This is a genomic window from Pararhizobium sp. DWP1-1-3 (genome assembly GCF_049896125.1).
Classification (GTDB): Bacteria; Pseudomonadota; Alphaproteobacteria; order Rhizobiales; family Rhizobiaceae; genus Pararhizobium.
In genome coordinates, this window is sequence record NZ_JAFCTR010000001.1 from 1 (window position 1) to 16,994 (window position 16,994).

General features: G+C 59.2%; 17 protein-coding genes. 10 read left to right on the top strand and 7 right to left on the bottom strand.

Going from position 1 to position 16,994, the window contains the following annotated elements:
* The first annotated feature begins 190 nt into the window (after positions 1-190).
* From ACP7BS_RS00005 to sbmA, 6 genes are all read left to right on the top strand, one after another.
* A complete protein-coding gene (locus tag ACP7BS_RS00005) occupies positions 191-496 on the top strand; it encodes a type II toxin-antitoxin system Phd/YefM family antitoxin (RefSeq protein WP_426227094.1) in 306 nt (101 codons plus the stop codon).
* The gene (locus tag ACP7BS_RS00010; protein WP_426227096.1) at positions 493-915 is read left to right on the top strand and encodes a type II toxin-antitoxin system VapC family toxin; all 423 of its coding nucleotides are present in this window, start codon (positions 493-495) and stop codon (positions 913-915) included. Before ACP7BS_RS00005 ends, ACP7BS_RS00010 begins: the two co-directional genes overlap by 4 nt.
* Positions 916-1,032: 117 nt before the next feature.
* Positions 1,033-2,091, top strand: a complete 1,059-nt coding sequence (locus ACP7BS_RS00015; protein ID WP_426235112.1) for an LLM class flavin-dependent oxidoreductase — start codon at positions 1,033-1,035, stop codon at positions 2,089-2,091.
* Positions 2,092-2,169: 78 nt separating this feature from the next.
* The gene (map, locus tag ACP7BS_RS00020; protein ID WP_426235113.1) at positions 2,170-2,919 is read left to right on the top strand and encodes a type I methionyl aminopeptidase; all 750 of its coding nucleotides are present in this window, start codon (positions 2,170-2,172) and stop codon (positions 2,917-2,919) included.
* Between the two features lie 80 nt (positions 2,920-2,999).
* On the top strand, positions 3,000-4,199 hold the full coding sequence (locus ACP7BS_RS00025) for an MFS transporter (RefSeq protein WP_426235114.1): 1,200 nt from the start codon (positions 3,000-3,002) through the stop codon (positions 4,197-4,199).
* Between the two features lie 123 nt (positions 4,200-4,322).
* Complete coding sequence (gene sbmA / locus ACP7BS_RS00030) at positions 4,323-5,597, top strand: peptide antibiotic transporter SbmA (RefSeq protein WP_426235115.1); 1,275 nt, start codon at positions 4,323-4,325, stop codon at positions 5,595-5,597.
* A 24-nt stretch (positions 5,598-5,621) separates the two neighbouring features.
* Here the strand turns inward: sbmA and ACP7BS_RS00035 are convergent, their stop codons facing one another.
* A complete protein-coding gene (locus ACP7BS_RS00035) occupies positions 5,622-6,629 on the bottom strand; it encodes a polysaccharide deacetylase family protein (RefSeq protein ID WP_426235117.1) in 1,008 nt (335 codons plus the stop codon).
* A 136-nt stretch (positions 6,630-6,765) separates the two neighbouring features.
* Here ACP7BS_RS00035 and ACP7BS_RS00040 point away from each other — a divergent pair, with 136 nt between their 5' ends.
* The 3 genes from ACP7BS_RS00040 to der all read left to right on the top strand — a co-directional run bounded on the left by ACP7BS_RS00040 (position 6,766) and on the right by der (position 9,622).
* The gene (locus ACP7BS_RS00040) at positions 6,766-7,353 is read left to right on the top strand and encodes an NnrU family protein (RefSeq protein WP_426235119.1); all 588 of its coding nucleotides are present in this window, start codon (positions 6,766-6,768) and stop codon (positions 7,351-7,353) included.
* Between the two features lie 108 nt (positions 7,354-7,461).
* Complete coding sequence (locus ACP7BS_RS00045; protein ID WP_426227106.1) at positions 7,462-8,133, top strand: tetratricopeptide repeat protein; 672 nt, start codon at positions 7,462-7,464, stop codon at positions 8,131-8,133.
* A gap of 67 nt (positions 8,134-8,200) precedes the next feature.
* Positions 8,201-9,622 (top strand): ribosome biogenesis GTPase Der, encoded by a 1,422-nt coding sequence (der, locus tag ACP7BS_RS00050; RefSeq protein ID WP_113312766.1) that lies wholly within the window; start codon positions 8,201-8,203, stop codon positions 9,620-9,622.
* A 22-nt stretch (positions 9,623-9,644) separates the two neighbouring features.
* Here der and ACP7BS_RS00055 read toward each other — a convergent pair whose 3' ends face one another.
* The 3 genes from ACP7BS_RS00055 to ACP7BS_RS00065 all read right to left on the bottom strand — a co-directional run bounded on the left by ACP7BS_RS00055 (position 9,645) and on the right by ACP7BS_RS00065 (position 11,271).
* A complete protein-coding gene (locus tag ACP7BS_RS00055) occupies positions 9,645-10,034 on the bottom strand; it encodes a type II toxin-antitoxin system VapC family toxin (RefSeq protein WP_426235121.1) in 390 nt (129 codons plus the stop codon).
* Positions 10,031-10,285 (bottom strand): type II toxin-antitoxin system Phd/YefM family antitoxin, encoded by a 255-nt coding sequence (locus ACP7BS_RS00060; protein ID WP_426235123.1) that lies wholly within the window; start codon positions 10,283-10,285, stop codon positions 10,031-10,033. Before ACP7BS_RS00060 ends, ACP7BS_RS00055 begins: the two co-directional genes overlap by 4 nt.
* Before the next feature lie 65 nt (positions 10,286-10,350).
* On the bottom strand, positions 10,351-11,271 hold the full coding sequence (locus tag ACP7BS_RS00065) for a sugar kinase (protein ID WP_426235125.1): 921 nt from the start codon (positions 11,269-11,271) through the stop codon (positions 10,351-10,353).
* A gap of 232 nt (positions 11,272-11,503) precedes the next feature.
* Between ACP7BS_RS00065 and ACP7BS_RS00070 the strand changes: the two genes are divergently transcribed.
* Positions 11,504-13,147 carry an alpha-glucosidase family protein gene (locus ACP7BS_RS00070; protein ID WP_426235126.1) on the top strand — a complete coding sequence of 548 codons (1,644 nt, stop codon included), beginning with the start codon at positions 11,504-11,506 and terminating at the stop codon, positions 13,145-13,147.
* Positions 13,148-13,241: 94 nt separating this feature from the next.
* Here ACP7BS_RS00070 and ACP7BS_RS00075 read toward each other — a convergent pair whose 3' ends face one another.
* From ACP7BS_RS00075 to ACP7BS_RS00085, 3 genes are all read right to left on the bottom strand, one after another.
* Positions 13,242-14,306, bottom strand: a complete 1,065-nt coding sequence (locus ACP7BS_RS00075) for a pyridoxal-phosphate dependent enzyme (protein ID WP_426235128.1) — start codon at positions 14,304-14,306, stop codon at positions 13,242-13,244.
* Positions 14,307-14,540: 234 nt separating this feature from the next.
* Entirely contained in the window at positions 14,541-15,203 is a 663-nt protein-coding gene (locus ACP7BS_RS00080; RefSeq protein WP_426235130.1) for a LuxR C-terminal-related transcriptional regulator, read from the bottom strand.
* 223 nt (positions 15,204-15,426) lie between these two features.
* On the bottom strand, positions 15,427-16,869 hold the full coding sequence (locus tag ACP7BS_RS00085) for a sensor histidine kinase (protein ID WP_426235132.1): 1,443 nt from the start codon (positions 16,867-16,869) through the stop codon (positions 15,427-15,429).
* Positions 16,870-16,994 lie beyond the last annotated feature (125 nt).

A 16,994-nucleotide genomic window follows, 5' to 3' on the forward strand; every position in this document is an offset into this window, starting at 1 on the left:
AGCAAAACCCGCAGCCGCGGGCGATGATCTTCAATCATGTCGGCCTCCAAATCACCGACACACTTGAATCAGACTCGTGAAATTTCCGAAATACCCGTTAACCCGAGTTCAGGGCCGTGGAGCGACGGGTAGAAATATTGAAGCCGGACATTAAATGTAGTAACGTTGCTACAAATTAACGGAGGCGCCGATGAGCACCACATTGTCCAGCCGGGAATTCAACCAGGACACCGGGCGTGCCAAGAAAGCTGCAGCAGATGGACCCGTGTTTATTACTGACAGGGGGCGCCCTGCTCATGTGCTTTTGTCGATCGAGGAATATCAGAAGCTGACAAATGACAGAGGCGATCTCCCGGATGCGGAGGCGTCTGGTGGAAATCACAGGAAAAATATCCTCGAACTTCTGGCTATGCCGGGATTGGAGGTCGTGGATGACGACTTCGAGTTTCCGGAAATGAAAGGGGACTGGGGGCTTAAAACCCCCGATTTCTCGTGAAATTTATTCTGGATACGAACGTCATTTCCGAGTTTCGCAAGGCTGCCAGCGGCAGGTGTCATCCGTGCGTGAAGGATTGGGGCGAGAACGTCGATCCGGAAGAGATGTACCTCTCCGTCATCACGATCATGGAGCTGGAGGTCGGCTATCTGTCGTTGAGACGCCGTGATCAGCGGCAGGCTGCGCATGTTAAAGCCTGGATATCCGATTATATTCCTCGGGTCTTCGGGGATCGCATTCTGGTATTGGACGATGCGGTGGCTCTTGTTTGTGCCGGGTTGCATGTTCCAGATAAACGGCCGGAACGGGATGCGATCATCGCGGCGACCGCGCTCCATTACGACCTGACCGTGGTTACCCGCAATATCAGGGATTTCACGGGCACAGGGGTGCGTCTGCTCAATCCATGGGAATCCTGACCCGACTGGAAACGCACTGTTTCAACTGGCGTGCTGTGATCCGCCTGCAATGTTGATTATCTGAGTAATCGAAACATTCTCTTTGCCATCAGGTCTTTTCAGACAGACAGGAATCGCATGGAACTTGGTCTTTACACATTCGGCGATGTTCATCCCGAGGCGCCGCAGGGGCGCGGCCGGGAGGGTGAGGAGCGGGTGCGCCACCTGATCGAGGAAATCGAGCTGGCCGATCAGGTCGGGCTCGATGTCTTTGGTCTGGGCGAGCATCACCGGCCGGATTATGTCGCATCGGCCCCGGCGATGATCCTGGCTGCTGCGGCTTCGCGCACGAAAAACATCAAGCTGACCAGCGCAGTCACCGTGTTGAGCTCGGACGATCCCGTCCGGGTTTTCCAGCAGTTTGCAACGCTCGACCTGATTTCGAACGGCCGCGCCGAAATCATGGCGGGGCGGGGCTCTTTCATCGAATCCTTCCCGCTGTTCGGCTACGATCTGGAAGATTACGATCAGCTGTTTTCAGAAAAGCTGGACCTGCTTCTGGCCATCCGCGATGGCGAGGTGGTCACCTGGTCGGGCGAAAAGCGCGCGCCGATCAATGGCCGCGGTGTCTATCCGCGTCCGGTGAATGATCCGCTGCCGGTCTGGATCGCGGTGGGCGGCACGCCGCAATCTGTGGCGCGGGCCGGTGCTCTCGGTCTGCCCGTGGCGCTGGCGATCATCGGTGGCGAGCCGGCGCGTTATGCGCCGCTATTTGATCTCTACCGCGAGGCCGCGCGCCGGGCCGGGCAGGATGCGGCCAAGCTGAAGACCAGCATCAATGTCCATGGCTTCATCGCCGATACCAATGACAAGGCCGGCGACCAGTTCTACGGCCCGCAGGCAGAGGTCATGAACCGCATCGGCCGCGAGCGCGGCTGGGGACCGACCAACCGGGCGCATTTCAACCAGTCGATCGGGCCCAACGGCAATCTCTTCCTCGGCGATCCCGATACGGTGGCGGAAAAGATCATCCGGCACCAGAAGATCTTCAAAAACGACCGCTTTCTGCTGCAGATGGCAATCGGCACGATGCCGCATGACCAGATCCTGCGCGGCATCGAACTCTACGGCACGAAAGTGGCGCCGCTGGTGCGCGCGGCGCTGGCAGAGGAGAAGAAACAGGCGGAAACCGCCTGACCTCGGCGATTTTCCCATCGTGGGTGTCTGGATTGGCCGCTTTCGGCTTGTTACATAAGCAGCCGAAAGCGAGAGACGATGACACTCAACAACGACGAAGACCTGGAGCGGCTGAAGGACATCGGCCGTATTTGTGCCAATGCGATCCAGATCATGGCGACGGCGCTCGAGCCAGGCATGACCACGGCGGAACTTGACGCCATCGGCCGCAAGGTTCTGGAGGATGCCGGCGCCCGGTCTGCGCCGGAACTGACCTATAATTTTCCCGGCGCCACCTGCATCAGTGTCAACGAGGAAGTCGCCCACGGTATTCCAGGGAGCCGCATCATTCAGGCTGGCGATCTCGTCAATATCGATGTGTCCGCCGAGAAGAACGGACTGTTTGCCGATACCGGCGCGTCCTATGCCGTGCCGCCGGTCAAGCCACTGGTCGAACGCCTTTGCCGCGACGGCAAACGCGCCATGTGGGTGGGGCTGAACGAGGTAAAATCCGGCAAGCCGCTGGCCGCTATCGGCAATGCCATCGGCGCCTTTGCCAAGAAGAACCGCTATACGCTGATCACCAATCTGGCCAGCCACGGCGTCGGCCGTTCGCTGCACGAAGAGCCCACCGAGATCGCCACCTGGCCGGACAAGCATGAAAAGCGGCGGATGACCGAAGGCATGGTTTTTACCGTCGAGCCTTTCCTGTCGCTCGGTGCGCAATGGGCCGAAGGCGGCGATGACGAGTGGACGCTCTATAGCGAACCACGGGCGCTGACCGTTCAGTACGAGCATACCGTGATCGTTACCCGCAACGGGCCGCTGGTCGTCACCCTGCCGGGCTGACGGCTTCCATTCACGCGGTTGAACGGCACCATCAGATTTTGTCATTTGTCATCGCCATGCTGCATTGCAATAGGTAGGCCATGACCAGACCCGACCGCGTGCTCGCCCACAACCTTGTCCCGACCGCCCTTGCCGGTGCCATCGCCATGGCGGTCGCCATGGGTTTCGGGCGGTTTTCCTACACGCCGATCCTGCCCGGCATGATGACGGAACTCGGCCTGACGCCGGCCGATGCCGGGTTGATCGCCTCAGCGAATTTCGTGGGCTATCTCGGCGGTGCGGTCGCTGCGGGTTATGGCTGGGCAGCCGGGCACGAGCGGATGGTCAGCCTGTCGGCACTCGTCGCGACCACGGTTCTGTTGCTTGCCATGGGCCTGACGTCATCGCTCCTCCTGTTTTCCTTCATCCGGTTTCTGGCCGGTGTCGCCAGCGCCTTCACGATGATCTTTACCTCGGCGATCGTGCTCAGCCGGGGATTAGCGGCGGGCAATCCGCATGTGCAATCCGTGCATTTCGGCGGTGTCGGTATCGGTATCGCCGTTTCCTCGCTGATGGTCTTTCTCCTGCCCGCCCAAGGTTTCGGTGGACTTGCCAATTGGCAGGCCGCGTGGTTCGGCGGCGCCGTCATTGCCTGCATCGGCACGATTATCGTGGCGGCCCTGCTACCGTCCGGGCCGGCTTCCGGCAAAGCCGCTGAACGGGAAAAGCCGCTGGTCTGGACCCGGCCGCTGGTCGTCGTCACGCTGACTTACGGCCTGTTCGGCTTCGGCTATGTCATCACGGCGACCTTCCTCGTTGCGATGGCGAGGCAAGGGACGAGCGATCATACGGTCGAATTCCTCGCCTGGCTGATCACCGGCCTGTCTGCAGCAATCTCCGTCCAACTCTGGCGCCGCGCCGTCCCGAGGCTCGGGATCGTCGGCGTGTATCTGATGGGGCTGCTGGTCGAGGCTATCGGTCTTATCCTCGTCGTTGCCCTGCCATCGCCCTATGCGCCGCTCATCGGCGGGCTGATGCTCGGGGCGACCTTCATCATGGTCACCGCCTATGGTCTGCAGATCGGCCGGGCGCTTGTACCGCACAGCCCGCGCAAGGCGCTCGCCTTCATGACGGCGGCCTTCGGTGTCGGCCAGATCATCGGACCTCTGGTGGCCGGCTGGTTGGCGCAGGGAAGCGGCAGTTTCACGGTGCCGACATTGCTGGCATCCGGGGTGCTGCTCTTCTGTGCCGCCCTGATCGGGCTGGAAATGCGCCGGATCGTCGCCGCCACAGGAGCTTGATCGCCCCCGTAATTAAATAACCGTAACATTAGCTTGACGTGATTGGCAGGTGAGGGCTTTTGCCCTAGGTTCGGCACATCGAAGCAGGGTGTTTGCGCCCTCCAGAAACGCGAGTGCCCCGCCTTGTTCAAGTCGTTCTTTCCCCAACCAAAACTGTTTTTTTTATCGCTTATCGTATGGACGATGGTCGCCGTCTTGCTTTGGTATTTCGGAGGCCGTGACTTTGGAGCGGTTGTAGGCCTTCCCGCAGTCATGTCGGAGGAGCAGGGGTTTGTCGGGGTTTCTCTGTTCTGGTCGACGCCTTTCCTCTGGTTTTATATTTACTATGCCGTGATGGTCGGACTGTTCGCGGCCTTCTGGTTCACTTACCGCCCCCATCCGTGGCAATATTGGTCTGTGCTCGGCTCGGCATTGATTGTTTTCAATACCTATTTTTCCGTGCAGGTGAGCGTCGCTTTCAATGCCTGGTACGGTCCCTTCTACAATTTGATCCAGCAGGCCTTGTCGAAGTCCGCTCCCATCACCGAAGCCCAGCTTTATGCAGGGATGCTCAGTGTTACCGGCATTGCTTTCGTGGCCGTCTTCATTGGCGTGCTCAATCTGTTTTTTGTTAGCCACTACATCTTCCGTTGGCGCACCGCCATGAACGATTACTACATGAGCCATTGGAGTAAGCTCCGTCACATCGAGGGTGCGTCCCAGCGCGTTCAGGAAGACACTATGCGGTTTTCGACGACGGTCGAAAGTCTTGGAGTCAACCTCGTCAGTTCAGTGATGACGCTGATCGCATTCCTGCCGGTTCTGTTCGTATTTTCCGAAACCGTCACTGTCCTGCCGCTGATTGGAACCGTGCCTCACGCCCTTGTTTGGGCTGCGATTCTTTGGTCGGTCTTTGGCACCACATTTCTGGCAATCGTGGGTATCAAGCTTCCGGGGCTTGAGTTCCGCAACCAGCGCGTCGAGGCGGCTTATCGCAAGGAACTGGTCTACGGGGAGGATCACGCCGACAGAGCCGATCCTCCGACTGTCGCCATGCTGTTTGCCAACGTGCGGAAAAACTACTTCCGGCTTTACTTCCACTATCTTTATTTCAACGTCGCCCGCATCTTCTATCGCCAGGCGGATAACCTGTTCGGCACGCTCGTCCTTATTCCCTCGATCGTAGCGGGCAAGCTGACGCTCGGCACGATGAACCAGATCCTCAACGTCTTCGGGGAGGTGCGCGACTCTTTCCAGTATCTCGTCAATTCCTGGACGACGATCGTCGAGTTGCTGTCGATTTACAAACGTCTTCGTGCTTTTGAAGCGGTCATAGAAGACGAACCGCTACCAGCGATCGACCAGCGCTATCTCGCCCGCGAAGAACATGATGGGGAGCTCGCGGCAGACCGGCCGTAAACCCAACGCTCACGAAAACGACACTCAAAAGGCGGAGCGATCCGCCTTTTGCTGTTTGGCGATCAGCGGTAGCGCCTGGGCATAGCTGACGCAGGCGACGTCCGGTTTGCCGCAGGTTTCGGTCAGGAACCGGTCGAGCGCCCGCCAATAGGCGCCACCGTTCATTTCGACGAAATGGAAACCCAGCTGCAGGGGAATGCGGTTGCCGGCATATTCCTTCTGGAACGCCTTGCGGTAGGCGTCGAGCGTACGTTCTTCGAAGGCGACGCTGTCCTTGCGGTTCTCGATGCCCATGGAATGGCGAACGAACAGATTGTAGTCCATGCCGATCACCCGGCGCTGTTGCGGCCCTTCGGGAATGAGCGGCAGGCCGAAGCGCGGCAATCCATCGGCGTCGGACGGCCAGCCCGGTCCCTTGGTCACAAGGCTGGCGTCATAGCTGAAGCCGTCTTGTTTCAAGGCAGGCAGCAGACCGTCGCTTAGCGAGAGATAGGGTGAGCGAAACCCTCTAATGTCGTGGGCGGCGAAATCGGCCCAGCCCTGCGGCTCCTCGCTGGCGATGCCGCCGGCCTTCCAGGCGTTGACCAAAGCTGCGTTGAAGGCGGAGAATTCCCGTTTCCAGTGGGCAGCAGTCCAGCCTTTGCCGTCGAAATGGCCGCAGGCATGGCTGCCGATATCGTGACCAGCCTGACGGGCCTGCCAGATATGGCGCACACGGGTCTGGATCTCTTCGCGGCTCTGGGCGAACCCAACATTCGAGCGTCCGGCTTTGTGGCCCGGTGCCTGATAGGCCTTGCCGCCCTCTGCCCTGGTCATCAGGAACGTGCAGGAGAGGAAATAGGTGAAATGCGCGCCGGTGCGCCTGGCCATGTCGAGGCTCTTTTCCCAGAGCTTGTTGTCGTGCGCGCCGTCGAACGAGATGATGACGAGTTGCTTGCGGTCCGCCGGTACCGGAGGCTCGACGGCGTGGGCGAGGGTGGGGACCAATGCCATTGCAACGGCAAGACAAGGTGCTGCGGAAAATCTGGACATGCGAAAACCTTGGACGGCGAATGCGGAACTGCGACCCTTGAGCCCAGAATGCGGCAATCCTTTGATCGGACTGGAAAACCGGCTGCGTTACCGGTATGCGGTAGTTCGCAATTCATAACAGTCACGGGTGTCCTTCATGGCCTTTCTCATTCTCGGTATCGTCATCTTCCTCGGTATCCATCTGATCAAGAGCTTCGCGCCCGGTCTTCGCGCTGCGGTCGTCGAGCAGGGCGGCACCGGGCTGTGGCATGCCATTCACGGTTTTTGTGCTCTCTTGGGCCTCTGTCTGATTGCCTACGGCTTCGATATTTCCCGGGCAACGACCGGCATTCTCTACACGCCGCCGAAATTTTTCACCCATATCGCACTGACGCTGATGCTGATTTCCTTCATCTGTCTGGCGGCCGCCTTCCTGCCTGCCGGCAGGATCAAGGCAGCAACAAAACATCCGGCTATCCTCGCCATCAAGATCTGGGCCGTGGCGCATCTGATGGCCAATGGCGAGGTCAATTCGGTGCTGCTGTTCGGCACGTTCCTGGTCTGGGGCGTGCTTTTGCGTATCTCGGCGAAGCGCCGCTGGCGTGCCGGCAGCGTCACGCATCCGGTGTTCGTATCCTACAAATACGATGTCATCGCTGTGCTTGCGGCCCTCGTCGTTTACGGGCTGTTTGTCTGGAAGTTGCACGAAGCGCTGATCGGCGTTGCGCCGATTGTCATGGGTTAAGAAGGCCTAAATCGCGCTGCCCCCTTACAACAGCCTCAAAATACGGTAGAAGCGCGGAAATCTTTACATTCATCTTTGCAGGGAAGGCCGGGAAACCGGAACTTAGGAATGGCGAACCAGGACGAAAGCTTTATCCGCGAGGTCAACGAAGAACTGCGTTCCGAACAGGTGAAAGCCGTCTGGACGCGGTTCGGTAGCGTGATTATCGGTCTCGCAATTCTCATCGTGCTTGGTACGATCGGCAAGGTTGGCTATGAATACTGGCATGAAACCTCTGCCTCCAAGTCCGGCGACGAATTCCTCGCAGCCTTGACCCTTTCCCGTGAAAACAAGACAGATGAGGCCATTGCAGCGCTGAACACGCTCGAAAAGGATGGCTACGGCGCCTATCCGGTTCTGGCCAAGATGCGGGCTGCAACCCTGCAGGCGCAGAAGGGCGATACGGCAGGGGCCGTCAAAGTCTTCTCCGATATCTCCAAGGATACTGCCCTGCCACAGGCGATGCGCGATGCTGCCCGCATGCGTGCTGCCTATCTTCTGGTTGACACCGGCACCTATGAGCAGGTTTCGGCCGAGGCCGAGCAGCTCGCCGTTCCTGCCAACGGCATGCGCCATTCGGCCCGCGAGGCTCTCGGTCTTGCAGCTTACAAGGCCGGCGATATGGCCAAGGCCAAGAGCTGGTTCCAGCAGATCACTGATGATGCCGAGACACCGCGCAATCTGGCAAACCGCGCCCAGATGCTGCTCGATCTGATTACTGCCAGCGGCAAGGCGTCCTAAGCGGGCGCCCAAGAAAACAACATTGGAGCATGACCGGTTGCGGATGCTCTGAGGACAGGATTATTCGATGAACTTCACCGTCGCCATCGTTGGGCGCCCCAATGTCGGAAAGTCGACGCTTTTCAACCGTCTGGTTGGCAAGAAGCTGGCGCTCGTCGACGATACGCCGGGTGTGACCCGCGACCGCCGTCCGGGCGACGCCAAGCTCGTCGATCTGCGCTTCACCATCATCGATACCGCCGGCCTTGAGCAGTCCGGACCGGAGACCCTGCAGGGCCGCATGTGGCTGCAGACGGAAGCAGCCATCGAAGAGGCCGACCTGACGCTGTTCGTCGTTGACGCCAAATACGGCCTGACGCCGGCCGACGAGACGCTCGGCAAAATGCTGCGCCGCCGCGGCAAGCCTGTCGTACTGGTTGCCAACAAGTCGGAAGCCAAGGGCTCCGACGGCGGCTATTACGATGCCTTCACGCTCGGCCTCGGCGAACCCGTTGCCATTTCTGCCGAACACGGCCAGGGCATGATCGACCTGCGCGACGCCATCGTCGCAGCACTCGGCGAAGACCGCGCCTTTCCGCCTGAGATCGACGAGCCGGCGACCAATGTCGATCTGCGCGGTGAAGAGGACCTGGAAGATGACGATTACGAGCCGGAATACGATGATACCAAGCCGCTGCGCGTGGCGATCATCGGTCGCCCGAATGCCGGCAAGTCGACGCTGATCAATCGCTTCCTCGGTGAAGACCGTCTTTTGACCGGCCCGGAGGCCGGCATTACGCGCGACAGCATTTCCGTGGAATGGGACTGGCGCGGCCGCACCATCAAGATGTTCGACACCGCCGGCATGCGCAAGAAGGCGCGCGTGCAGGAGAAACTCGAAAAGCTCTCGGTTGCCGACAGCCTGCGCTCGATCCGTTTTGCCGAATCCGTCGTCATCGTCTTCGATGCGACCATTCCGTTCGAAAAACAGGACCTGCAGCTGGTCGATCTCGTTGCCCGCGAAGGCCGCGCCGCGATCCTGGCCTTCAACAAATGGGATCTCGTCGAAGACACCCAGGCGCTATTGGCCGATCTGCGTGAAAAGACGGAACGTCTTTTGCCGCAGGTGCGCGGCATCCGCGCCGTGCCGATTTCCGGCCAGACCGGCTATGGCCTCGACAAGTTGATGCAGTCGATCATCGACACGGACAAGACCTGGAACCGCCGCATCTCCACCGCCAAGCTCAACAAGTGGCTGGAATCGCAGCAGATTCAGCATCCGCCGCCGGCCGTTTCCGGCCGCCGCCTGAAGCTGAAATACATGACCCAGGTCAAGGCCCGCCCGCCGGGCTTCATGATCTCCTGCACGCGTCCGGAATCCGTTCCGGAAAGCTATATCCGCTATCTGACAAACGGCCTGCGCGCCGATTTCGAAATGCCGGGCGTGCCGATCCGTATTCATCTGAGAGCGTCGGAAAACCCCTTCGAGAACCGCAAGAAGAAGCGGTAGGGCCTGGAATGAGCTTGGGCCCCTACCAGGTGACGAAGGTCGGGCTATAGGTAGCTATCTTGCTGTCCCGGGTGACCAGGATCAGCGGCTCGGTGATGGCTTGTGCGATCAGCAAACGGTCGAATGGGTCGGCGTGAGGGGTATTCAGACGCCCGACGGCGGCGGTATGAGCGACCGAGATGTCCAGGAAATCATATCCGACATTGGTGAAATGCCGGATCGCCTCTTCGGCATTGAAGGGAGGGCTATCCTTTCGGCCGAGCCGGAATTTGATCGCGATTTCCCAGATGCTGGCGGCCGAGACGAGGACGTCATTGCTTCGGCTCGCTAGCATGTGTCTTATATCGACCGGTAGGCGATGGACGGCGGTCAAGCTCCATATGGCCACATGGGTGTCGAGAAGCAGCCTCATTCAGGCTTGACGCCGAAGAGTTCGGCAATTTCTTCATCCAAGGCGTTGAAATCCTCAAGAGACATGTCCGGAAACTGTCCTTCAAGAAGACCCAGCCGTCTTGGCGGCTTTTCGCCAGCGGCGATGGGAACCAGCCTTGCCGCCGGTTTGCCGTCGCGCGCAATGATGATTTCGTCTTCGGCGCCGCTTTCAACGGCGCTGACAAGTTGGGAAAGGCGCGTCTTGGCTTCCAGCATATTGACGGTGGTCATCACAGATCCCCTTGGCTAAGGTTGACCAAGGATAAGGCCGATACCGCGAGATTGCAATATTTGTACTACGCGGTCCCTGCCAGCTTGTCTTTGGAGACAAGCGCGCCATGATGCTGGATGACGGCCGCTGCCGTTTCCGCTGCAAACTTGGCTGCAGCGGTGGCGTTGCCATCGACGGCGTAGCGGGCAAGGAAGGCGCCGTTGAAGCTATCGCCGGCGCTGGTCGTGTCGACGATCCTGTCGACCTTGGCGGAGGGGACAAACTGGAGCGGTGCTTCGCCAAAGCTGAGCGTCACGCCGTTTGCCCCGTCCTTGACGACGATGTTTTCGGCGCCGAGACCGCGATAGCGCGCGATGGTTGCCGCGATATCTTCATCGCCGAAATGCACCGCTTCGTCATCGAAGCTCGGCATGACGAGGTTGGCCGCGCGGGCGCCGGCCGAGATCGTTTCGAGCATATAGCTCTTGTCGTCCCACAGGCGCGGGCGGATATTGGGGTCGAAGACGACCCGCTTGCCTGCCGCCTTGGCGCGGCGAAGTTCGGACAACAGCGTCTCGACGGCGGACGGTGCCAGGATGGCAAGGGTAATGCCGGAAAACACGATGACATCCGAGGCTTCGATGGCGACGCGGAGATGGGCGGCATCGTCGGCCAGGGTCTTTGCGGCCGAGACGGAGCGCCAGTAGGAGAAGCTGCGCTCGCCGTCTTTCAGGTGGATCATGTAGAGCCCCGGCGAACGGCCCTCGATGCGGCGGATGAAGCCCGTTCCGACGCCGGTCTTGTCGATGAAGGCCAGCATCTCGTCGGACACCGTATCGGTTCCGACGGCGGTCAGATAATCGACCGACCAGTCACCCGGAAGGAAGAGCCGGGCGTAATAGGCGGTGTTGAACGTGTCGCCGGCGTAGCCCTTGCGCAAGAGATCACCTTCGGCCTGCATCAGTTCCACCATGCATTCGCCGATCGAAAGCAACTTGCCCGCCATGAAATTCTCCTGCTCTTCACGTCCTTGCGACAGCGGAGATACGGCTTACCGGGACGGAAGGCAAGCGGATGCGGCCGTCGCGACGGTTCCTGAGCTCTCGCGCCAAACGCCTTGAATCGTCATTTTTGCATCGCCGTTGGTCAATTGCCGCAAACAGCCGCAACGGCCGTTTACTCGCACCTGCAGCAACGATACATCTTGCAGCATATCCTTGTGATCGCGGAGCTTTTTGATGGCATCTCCCTTGAAGTCCAATCCCGATTGGTGGCGCGGCGCGGTGATCTACCAAGTCTATCCACGCTCCTTCCAGGATACGACGGGGGATGGCCTGGGCGACCTCAAGGGGGTGACGCAGCGGCTGCCGCATATTGCCGGCCTCGGCATCGACGCCATCTGGCTGTCGCCCTTCTTCACCTCGCCGATGGCCGACATGGGCTACGACGTTTCGGACTATTGCGATGTCGATCCGATATTCGGCACACTCGCCGATTTCGACGCCCTGCTGAAGAAAGCGCACCAGCTCGGCATCAAGATCATCATCGACCAGGTGATTTCGCACACGTCCGACCAGCACCCCTGGTTCAGGGAAAGCCGCTCGGACCGTACCAATCCGAAAGCCGATTGGTATGTCTGGGCCGATCCGAAACCGGATGGCACGGCGCCCAACAACTGGATGTCGATCTTCGGCGGGCCGGGCTGGGAATGGGACGGCGTGCGCAAGCAGTATTATATGCACAATTTTCTGGGCTCGCAGCCGGACCTCAACTTCCACAATCCGGATGTGCAGGAAGCCCTGCTGGAGACCGTGCGCTTCTGGCTGAAGCGCGGTGTCGATGGATTCCGGCTGGACACAGTGAACTTCTATTTCCACGACAAGGAGCTGCGCGATAATCCGCCGCTGGTCTATGATCCCGACGCCATCGGTCTGGATGCGCCCGACGTCAATCCCTACGGCATGCAGAACCATCTCTATGACAAGACACAGCCGGAAAATATCGGCTTCCTGCAGCGGTTTCGCGCTCTGCTCGACGAGTTCGGCGATCGGGCCTCGGTCGGCGAAGTCGGCGATGGCGCTCGCTCGCTGAAGACCGTGGCCGCCTATACCGGCGGCGGCGACAAGCTGCATATGTGCTACACGTTCGACCTGTTGGGGCCGGATTTCACCGCCACCCATATTCGCCGCTGCGTTCAGGCCTTTCAGGATGCGGTCACCGACGGCTGGGTGTGCTGGGCTTTTTCCAACCACGACGTCACCCGCCATATCAGCCGGTTCACGCACACGGCCGAGGAGCGCGAGCGGGTTGCCAAACTGGCGATCTCGGTGCTTTCAGCGCTGCGCGGCTCGATCTGCCTCTATCAGGGCGAAGAACTGGCGCTGCCGGAAGCCGAACTCGAACTGGCGGACTTGCGTGATCCCTACGGCATCCGATTCTGGCCGGCCTTCAAGGGGCGGGATGGATGCCGTACGCCGATGGTCTGGGAAAAGGCGGCTGATCATGCCGGTTTCACCAGTGCCAAACCGTGGTTGCCGGTGCCCGCCGAACATCTGCCGCTCGCTGCCGATCAGCAGGCGGGCACGGGGTCAGTTCTCGATCACTACCGGCAGACGCTGGCCTTCAGAAAGGCGCATGCGCCGCTGCTCGACGGTGCGATGACATTCCTCGAAACCAATCAGGACATCCTGGCTTTCACGCGGGAAAAAGGCGGCGAGAAGCTGCTGTTCATCTTCAACCTGCACCGTGGCCCGCAAACGGTCGACCTGCCGAAGGGCGTGGTGATTGCCGAGGTTCTGCCGATGCCGGGGTTTGCGCCGCAGACCGTCGACGGCCAAATCGTTCTGGAGGCTATGGACGTGTTTTGCGGGCGGCTGGGATAGGCACGGGCTGCCTCTGAGAACCAGGACGCTTTCCTGTCGACTGTCCCTTCCTGGCGACTGTCGGTTTATGCATCGACCTCCGGCGTTAGGTTGTTCAGGCCCCCATCTGCGGGAAGAAGCCTGCTGCAAAACGACAGGCAGCTTCGAGCTCGATGACGACGTCGCGGCAAAAGGCATCCGGGTGCGCTTCCGTCGCGACAAGCAAAACCGTGCTGGAACGGTCAAGACCCGACAGTTCGCTGAGGTCGCCGCGGCGCGCCACTTGCAGCAATCCCGCCAGACCGGCGCTGCCAGACGGGGTGGTGTGGATATCGGCCTCCTGACGCATGATCTCGGCCGCTTGCAAAAGCCCGGCTTCGCTGACAAGGACGGGCAAGGGGTTGTGCCGTTGAAAAATAGCCAATGCTGGTGCTGACGCCTCGCCGCAGGCGAGCATCTCCGCGCATGTGTGCAATGAACTGTCGATGCGAACCACGCGACCGGCCGCGAGGGCGGGGGCGACGCAGGCCGCATTTTCCGGCTCGACAATGGCAAGCTTTGCCTTCGGTAGGCCTTGCGCCATGGCGGCGGCAAGGCCGCCCACGCCAGCCTGAATGAACTGATGGGAGACGGCGATCGCGCTTTCCGCGAGTTGAACAGCGATTTCGTTGGTCATCGTTGCGTAACCGGACATCACATCCCGGACGATCGGATCATTTACATCGGAACTGGTGTCCGGCACGAGAATACCGTCGACCCGCGCCGCCTCGATGGCGGCATCCACCGCATGATCATAGGTTCCTGCGATCCAGTAGACCGACGCGCCAAGCGCAATAATCCGGTCTGCCCGCGACCGGGGTACGCCATGGTGCAGATAGATCGTCGCGGGCGCGCCGGCGATCTTAGCCGCTGCCGCGACGGCCAGCCCATGGTTTCCGTCGCTGGCGCAGATCAGGCGCGGCAGGTCGCGGTGAGTGGGCAATTGCGCAACAGGCGTTCTGGTGATGCGGGACAAAGCGCGCAGCGCTGCCGTCATGCCGCCGAGAATCTTGAAGTTCCCAAACGGCCGGCCGCTCTCCACCTTGACGAGAACGCGGCCAACATCGGCGCGGCGTGCCAGTGCCGGACAATCTGAAAGCGCCGTTGGGTTGACGGGAATTTGGAGACGAGGTTGGGTCATGGGAAAACTATGACAGGCCACCCTGCGGTCAAACCGCGAAAATTTCCGGGCATGTGCAGCAAAGCCGCAATGTTCCAGACAAGCCTTCGTCAGAAAAACAAGACGGCGCTCTGCGCTCGGTTACCGCGCAGTCTGCTCCAGCGCACGCTCCACAAGGTCCATACCTCACGCAACAATGGCATCCGTTACCGCGACTAAATGTCGAGTGAACCTCTGGAACGGTGGCAGGGTCTGTCAATGGCGCAGTATTGGTGCACCGTCATGGTCGAGTTTCTGTGCGGCAATCAAAACCTCAAGGCGATTGCGAACGTTCAGCTTCTGCATCAGGACAGTCATGTAATTTTTGACGGTCTTTTCGCTGATTTTCAGCTCGGAGGCGATCTGGCGGTTGGTGCAACCGCGTGTCAGCATTGCGATGATCTGGGCCTCCCGAATGCTCAGTTTAACCGGTGGCCCGGCAGCGACACGCAGGGAAGCCAGTCTCTGTTCTTCGACCAGTTTGCATGCCAGAGCACGGGTGATAAAGGTCTCGCCGCGATGCACGGCCTTGACGCCTTCAATAAGCTCCTGCGGGCTGCTGCCTTTGAGAACATAGCCGCTCGCTCCGGCATCCAGGGTCTTGATCGCGATGTCTGATCGTGACATCGCGCTGAAAGCGAGCACCTTTGTCTTCCCGCCGTATCTCACCAGTTTCAGAATGGTGTCGAATACGTTTCCTGGCATCATGATATCGACGATGAACACATCTGGTGCCGATCGAAGGCCGACCTCAAGTGCTTCATCCGCGTTGGATCCCGTCCCGACTACTTCAAATTCTTCTTCAGTTTTAAATAGTTCCAAAAGACCAGAAAGCATTAATGGATGATCGTCGGCCAGGGCCAGCGAAATTGATTTCATGATTGATACCAACCCTCCCGGACATAGCTATACGCTCGCGGAAGTTTCATGTCCATGCGAGTAGTATCTAGCTATACTGATTAGGTATAGGCCGGTCTGTTGATCTCGGATTTTATAATTAAATGCGAAACAACAATTTTGCATATTATTGTTATATCGAATATATTTTTTGTTCGTACACGGTTTAGTTGTAGTGTGTGCTTGGGTATCAACTGTACTCAATCTAGTCGCTATTGCCATTCAGTGGAACAATGACCACAAGCTCGGTCCGGCGGCCGTCGCGTCTCCTCACCTTGAGCGTACCGTTAAAGGCTTCTACTCTGTTGTGAATGCCAAGCAAGCCGAGGGGCAGCCGGTCTTTACCGGCCCGATTGAGCGGTAAACCCGGCCCGCCGTCGCTGACGGTTATCGTAATATTCCGTTCGTCCGCACTCGCATCGATATGTTGATCGATCCCGTTTCCATGGCGAAATGCGTTGTTCAAACCTTCCTGTACAATGCGGTAGAGGCAAATTTTAAGCGAGCTTGCCACCGTCACCGGAAGTCTTGTGTAGTTGGCACCGACCCAGGTTCCTGTCGTGAACTGATGCCGGTCGACGGCGAGCCTAAGCGCGTCCTCCAGCGAGAGTTCGTCGATCTGCGGCATGACAAGTCCGGTCGAAAGATCTCGCAGCTGCGTAAGGCACTCCGTGGCGATACTGGAGGGGGTCAGGTTTTCGGGTACGTCTTCCGTCCTGCTCGTTGCCGTGGCCTGCCCCAAACGCAGGATAAGCAAAGCCAGAAGCTGCATCGGTCCATCATGCAGATCGGAGCCGATACGGTTGAGAAGGCTCTCGTTCGACTTGCTTGCTTCGAGACGGGCCTTGTTGGCGAGTTCCCGCAGGTCCCTGTTCTGCTGCGCCATGGCCTTTGCGTCTGCCAGCTGACTTTTCAACCTGTTCCGCTGAACACCGATCAGGTTGTCGGCGCGGCGCACGATCGCATAAAGCGCTGCCAAGATTGCAAGCGTGGTGGCGGCGACAATGTACCAAGTCCGTCTCTGAACGTCGTCCCGCCGCTCGATGAAATCGCTCGCATCTTCGTAAACCTCTCCAACAGCCAAGGTGTCTCGAGTCCCTTCACGATAGATGGGTGCGTAGATTTCGATAAGAGGCCTCTCTTCAGCGGGGGACAAATTTCCTTCATCATCATGCCCACTCTCCAAGTGAGCAGAAACTCTGCCCAAAAAAGCTGCCTCGACACTGGGCGATGGAAAAGTCTTTCCGATAAGAGTTTTGTCGGTGCTGTAGAGGATCAGGCCGTCGCGCCGCCAGATGCGCAGGCTGTCGATGCGGCGTGCCAGATCCGGATTGATGAGCAGTTCATCGAGTTCCTCAATGCCCTCAGAGGTCACGGTGGGACCAAGGTCGCCGGATTGGACATGCCGGGCGAGAAACCCCTCCATGTAGAGAGCTCCCGAGTCGGCCCTGCTTTGAAGCTGGCTGGCGGCGATCTGCAGGTTTACCCATTCGCCCAGGATGGCCATTGAAAGGCTGAGGATCAGCGACGCGACGATCAGGAATTGCGACCGCAAGCTAAGGTGTTGCCAAAGCTGGTTTAACTGGAAAGTTGCGGTTTTGCCGCGTCCGGTAACTGTGACGTTGGTCACATCGTCTTTACGGCCCAAGGTCACGCTCTCCTCTAGTACAAAGTCGCAAGAAAGCCCCGACCAAGGCAACTGTTCAACCAGCCTGCGAACAACTGATTATTGGCAAGTTAGATTAAGCGAACGTTTCTGTCGACGATGCCGGG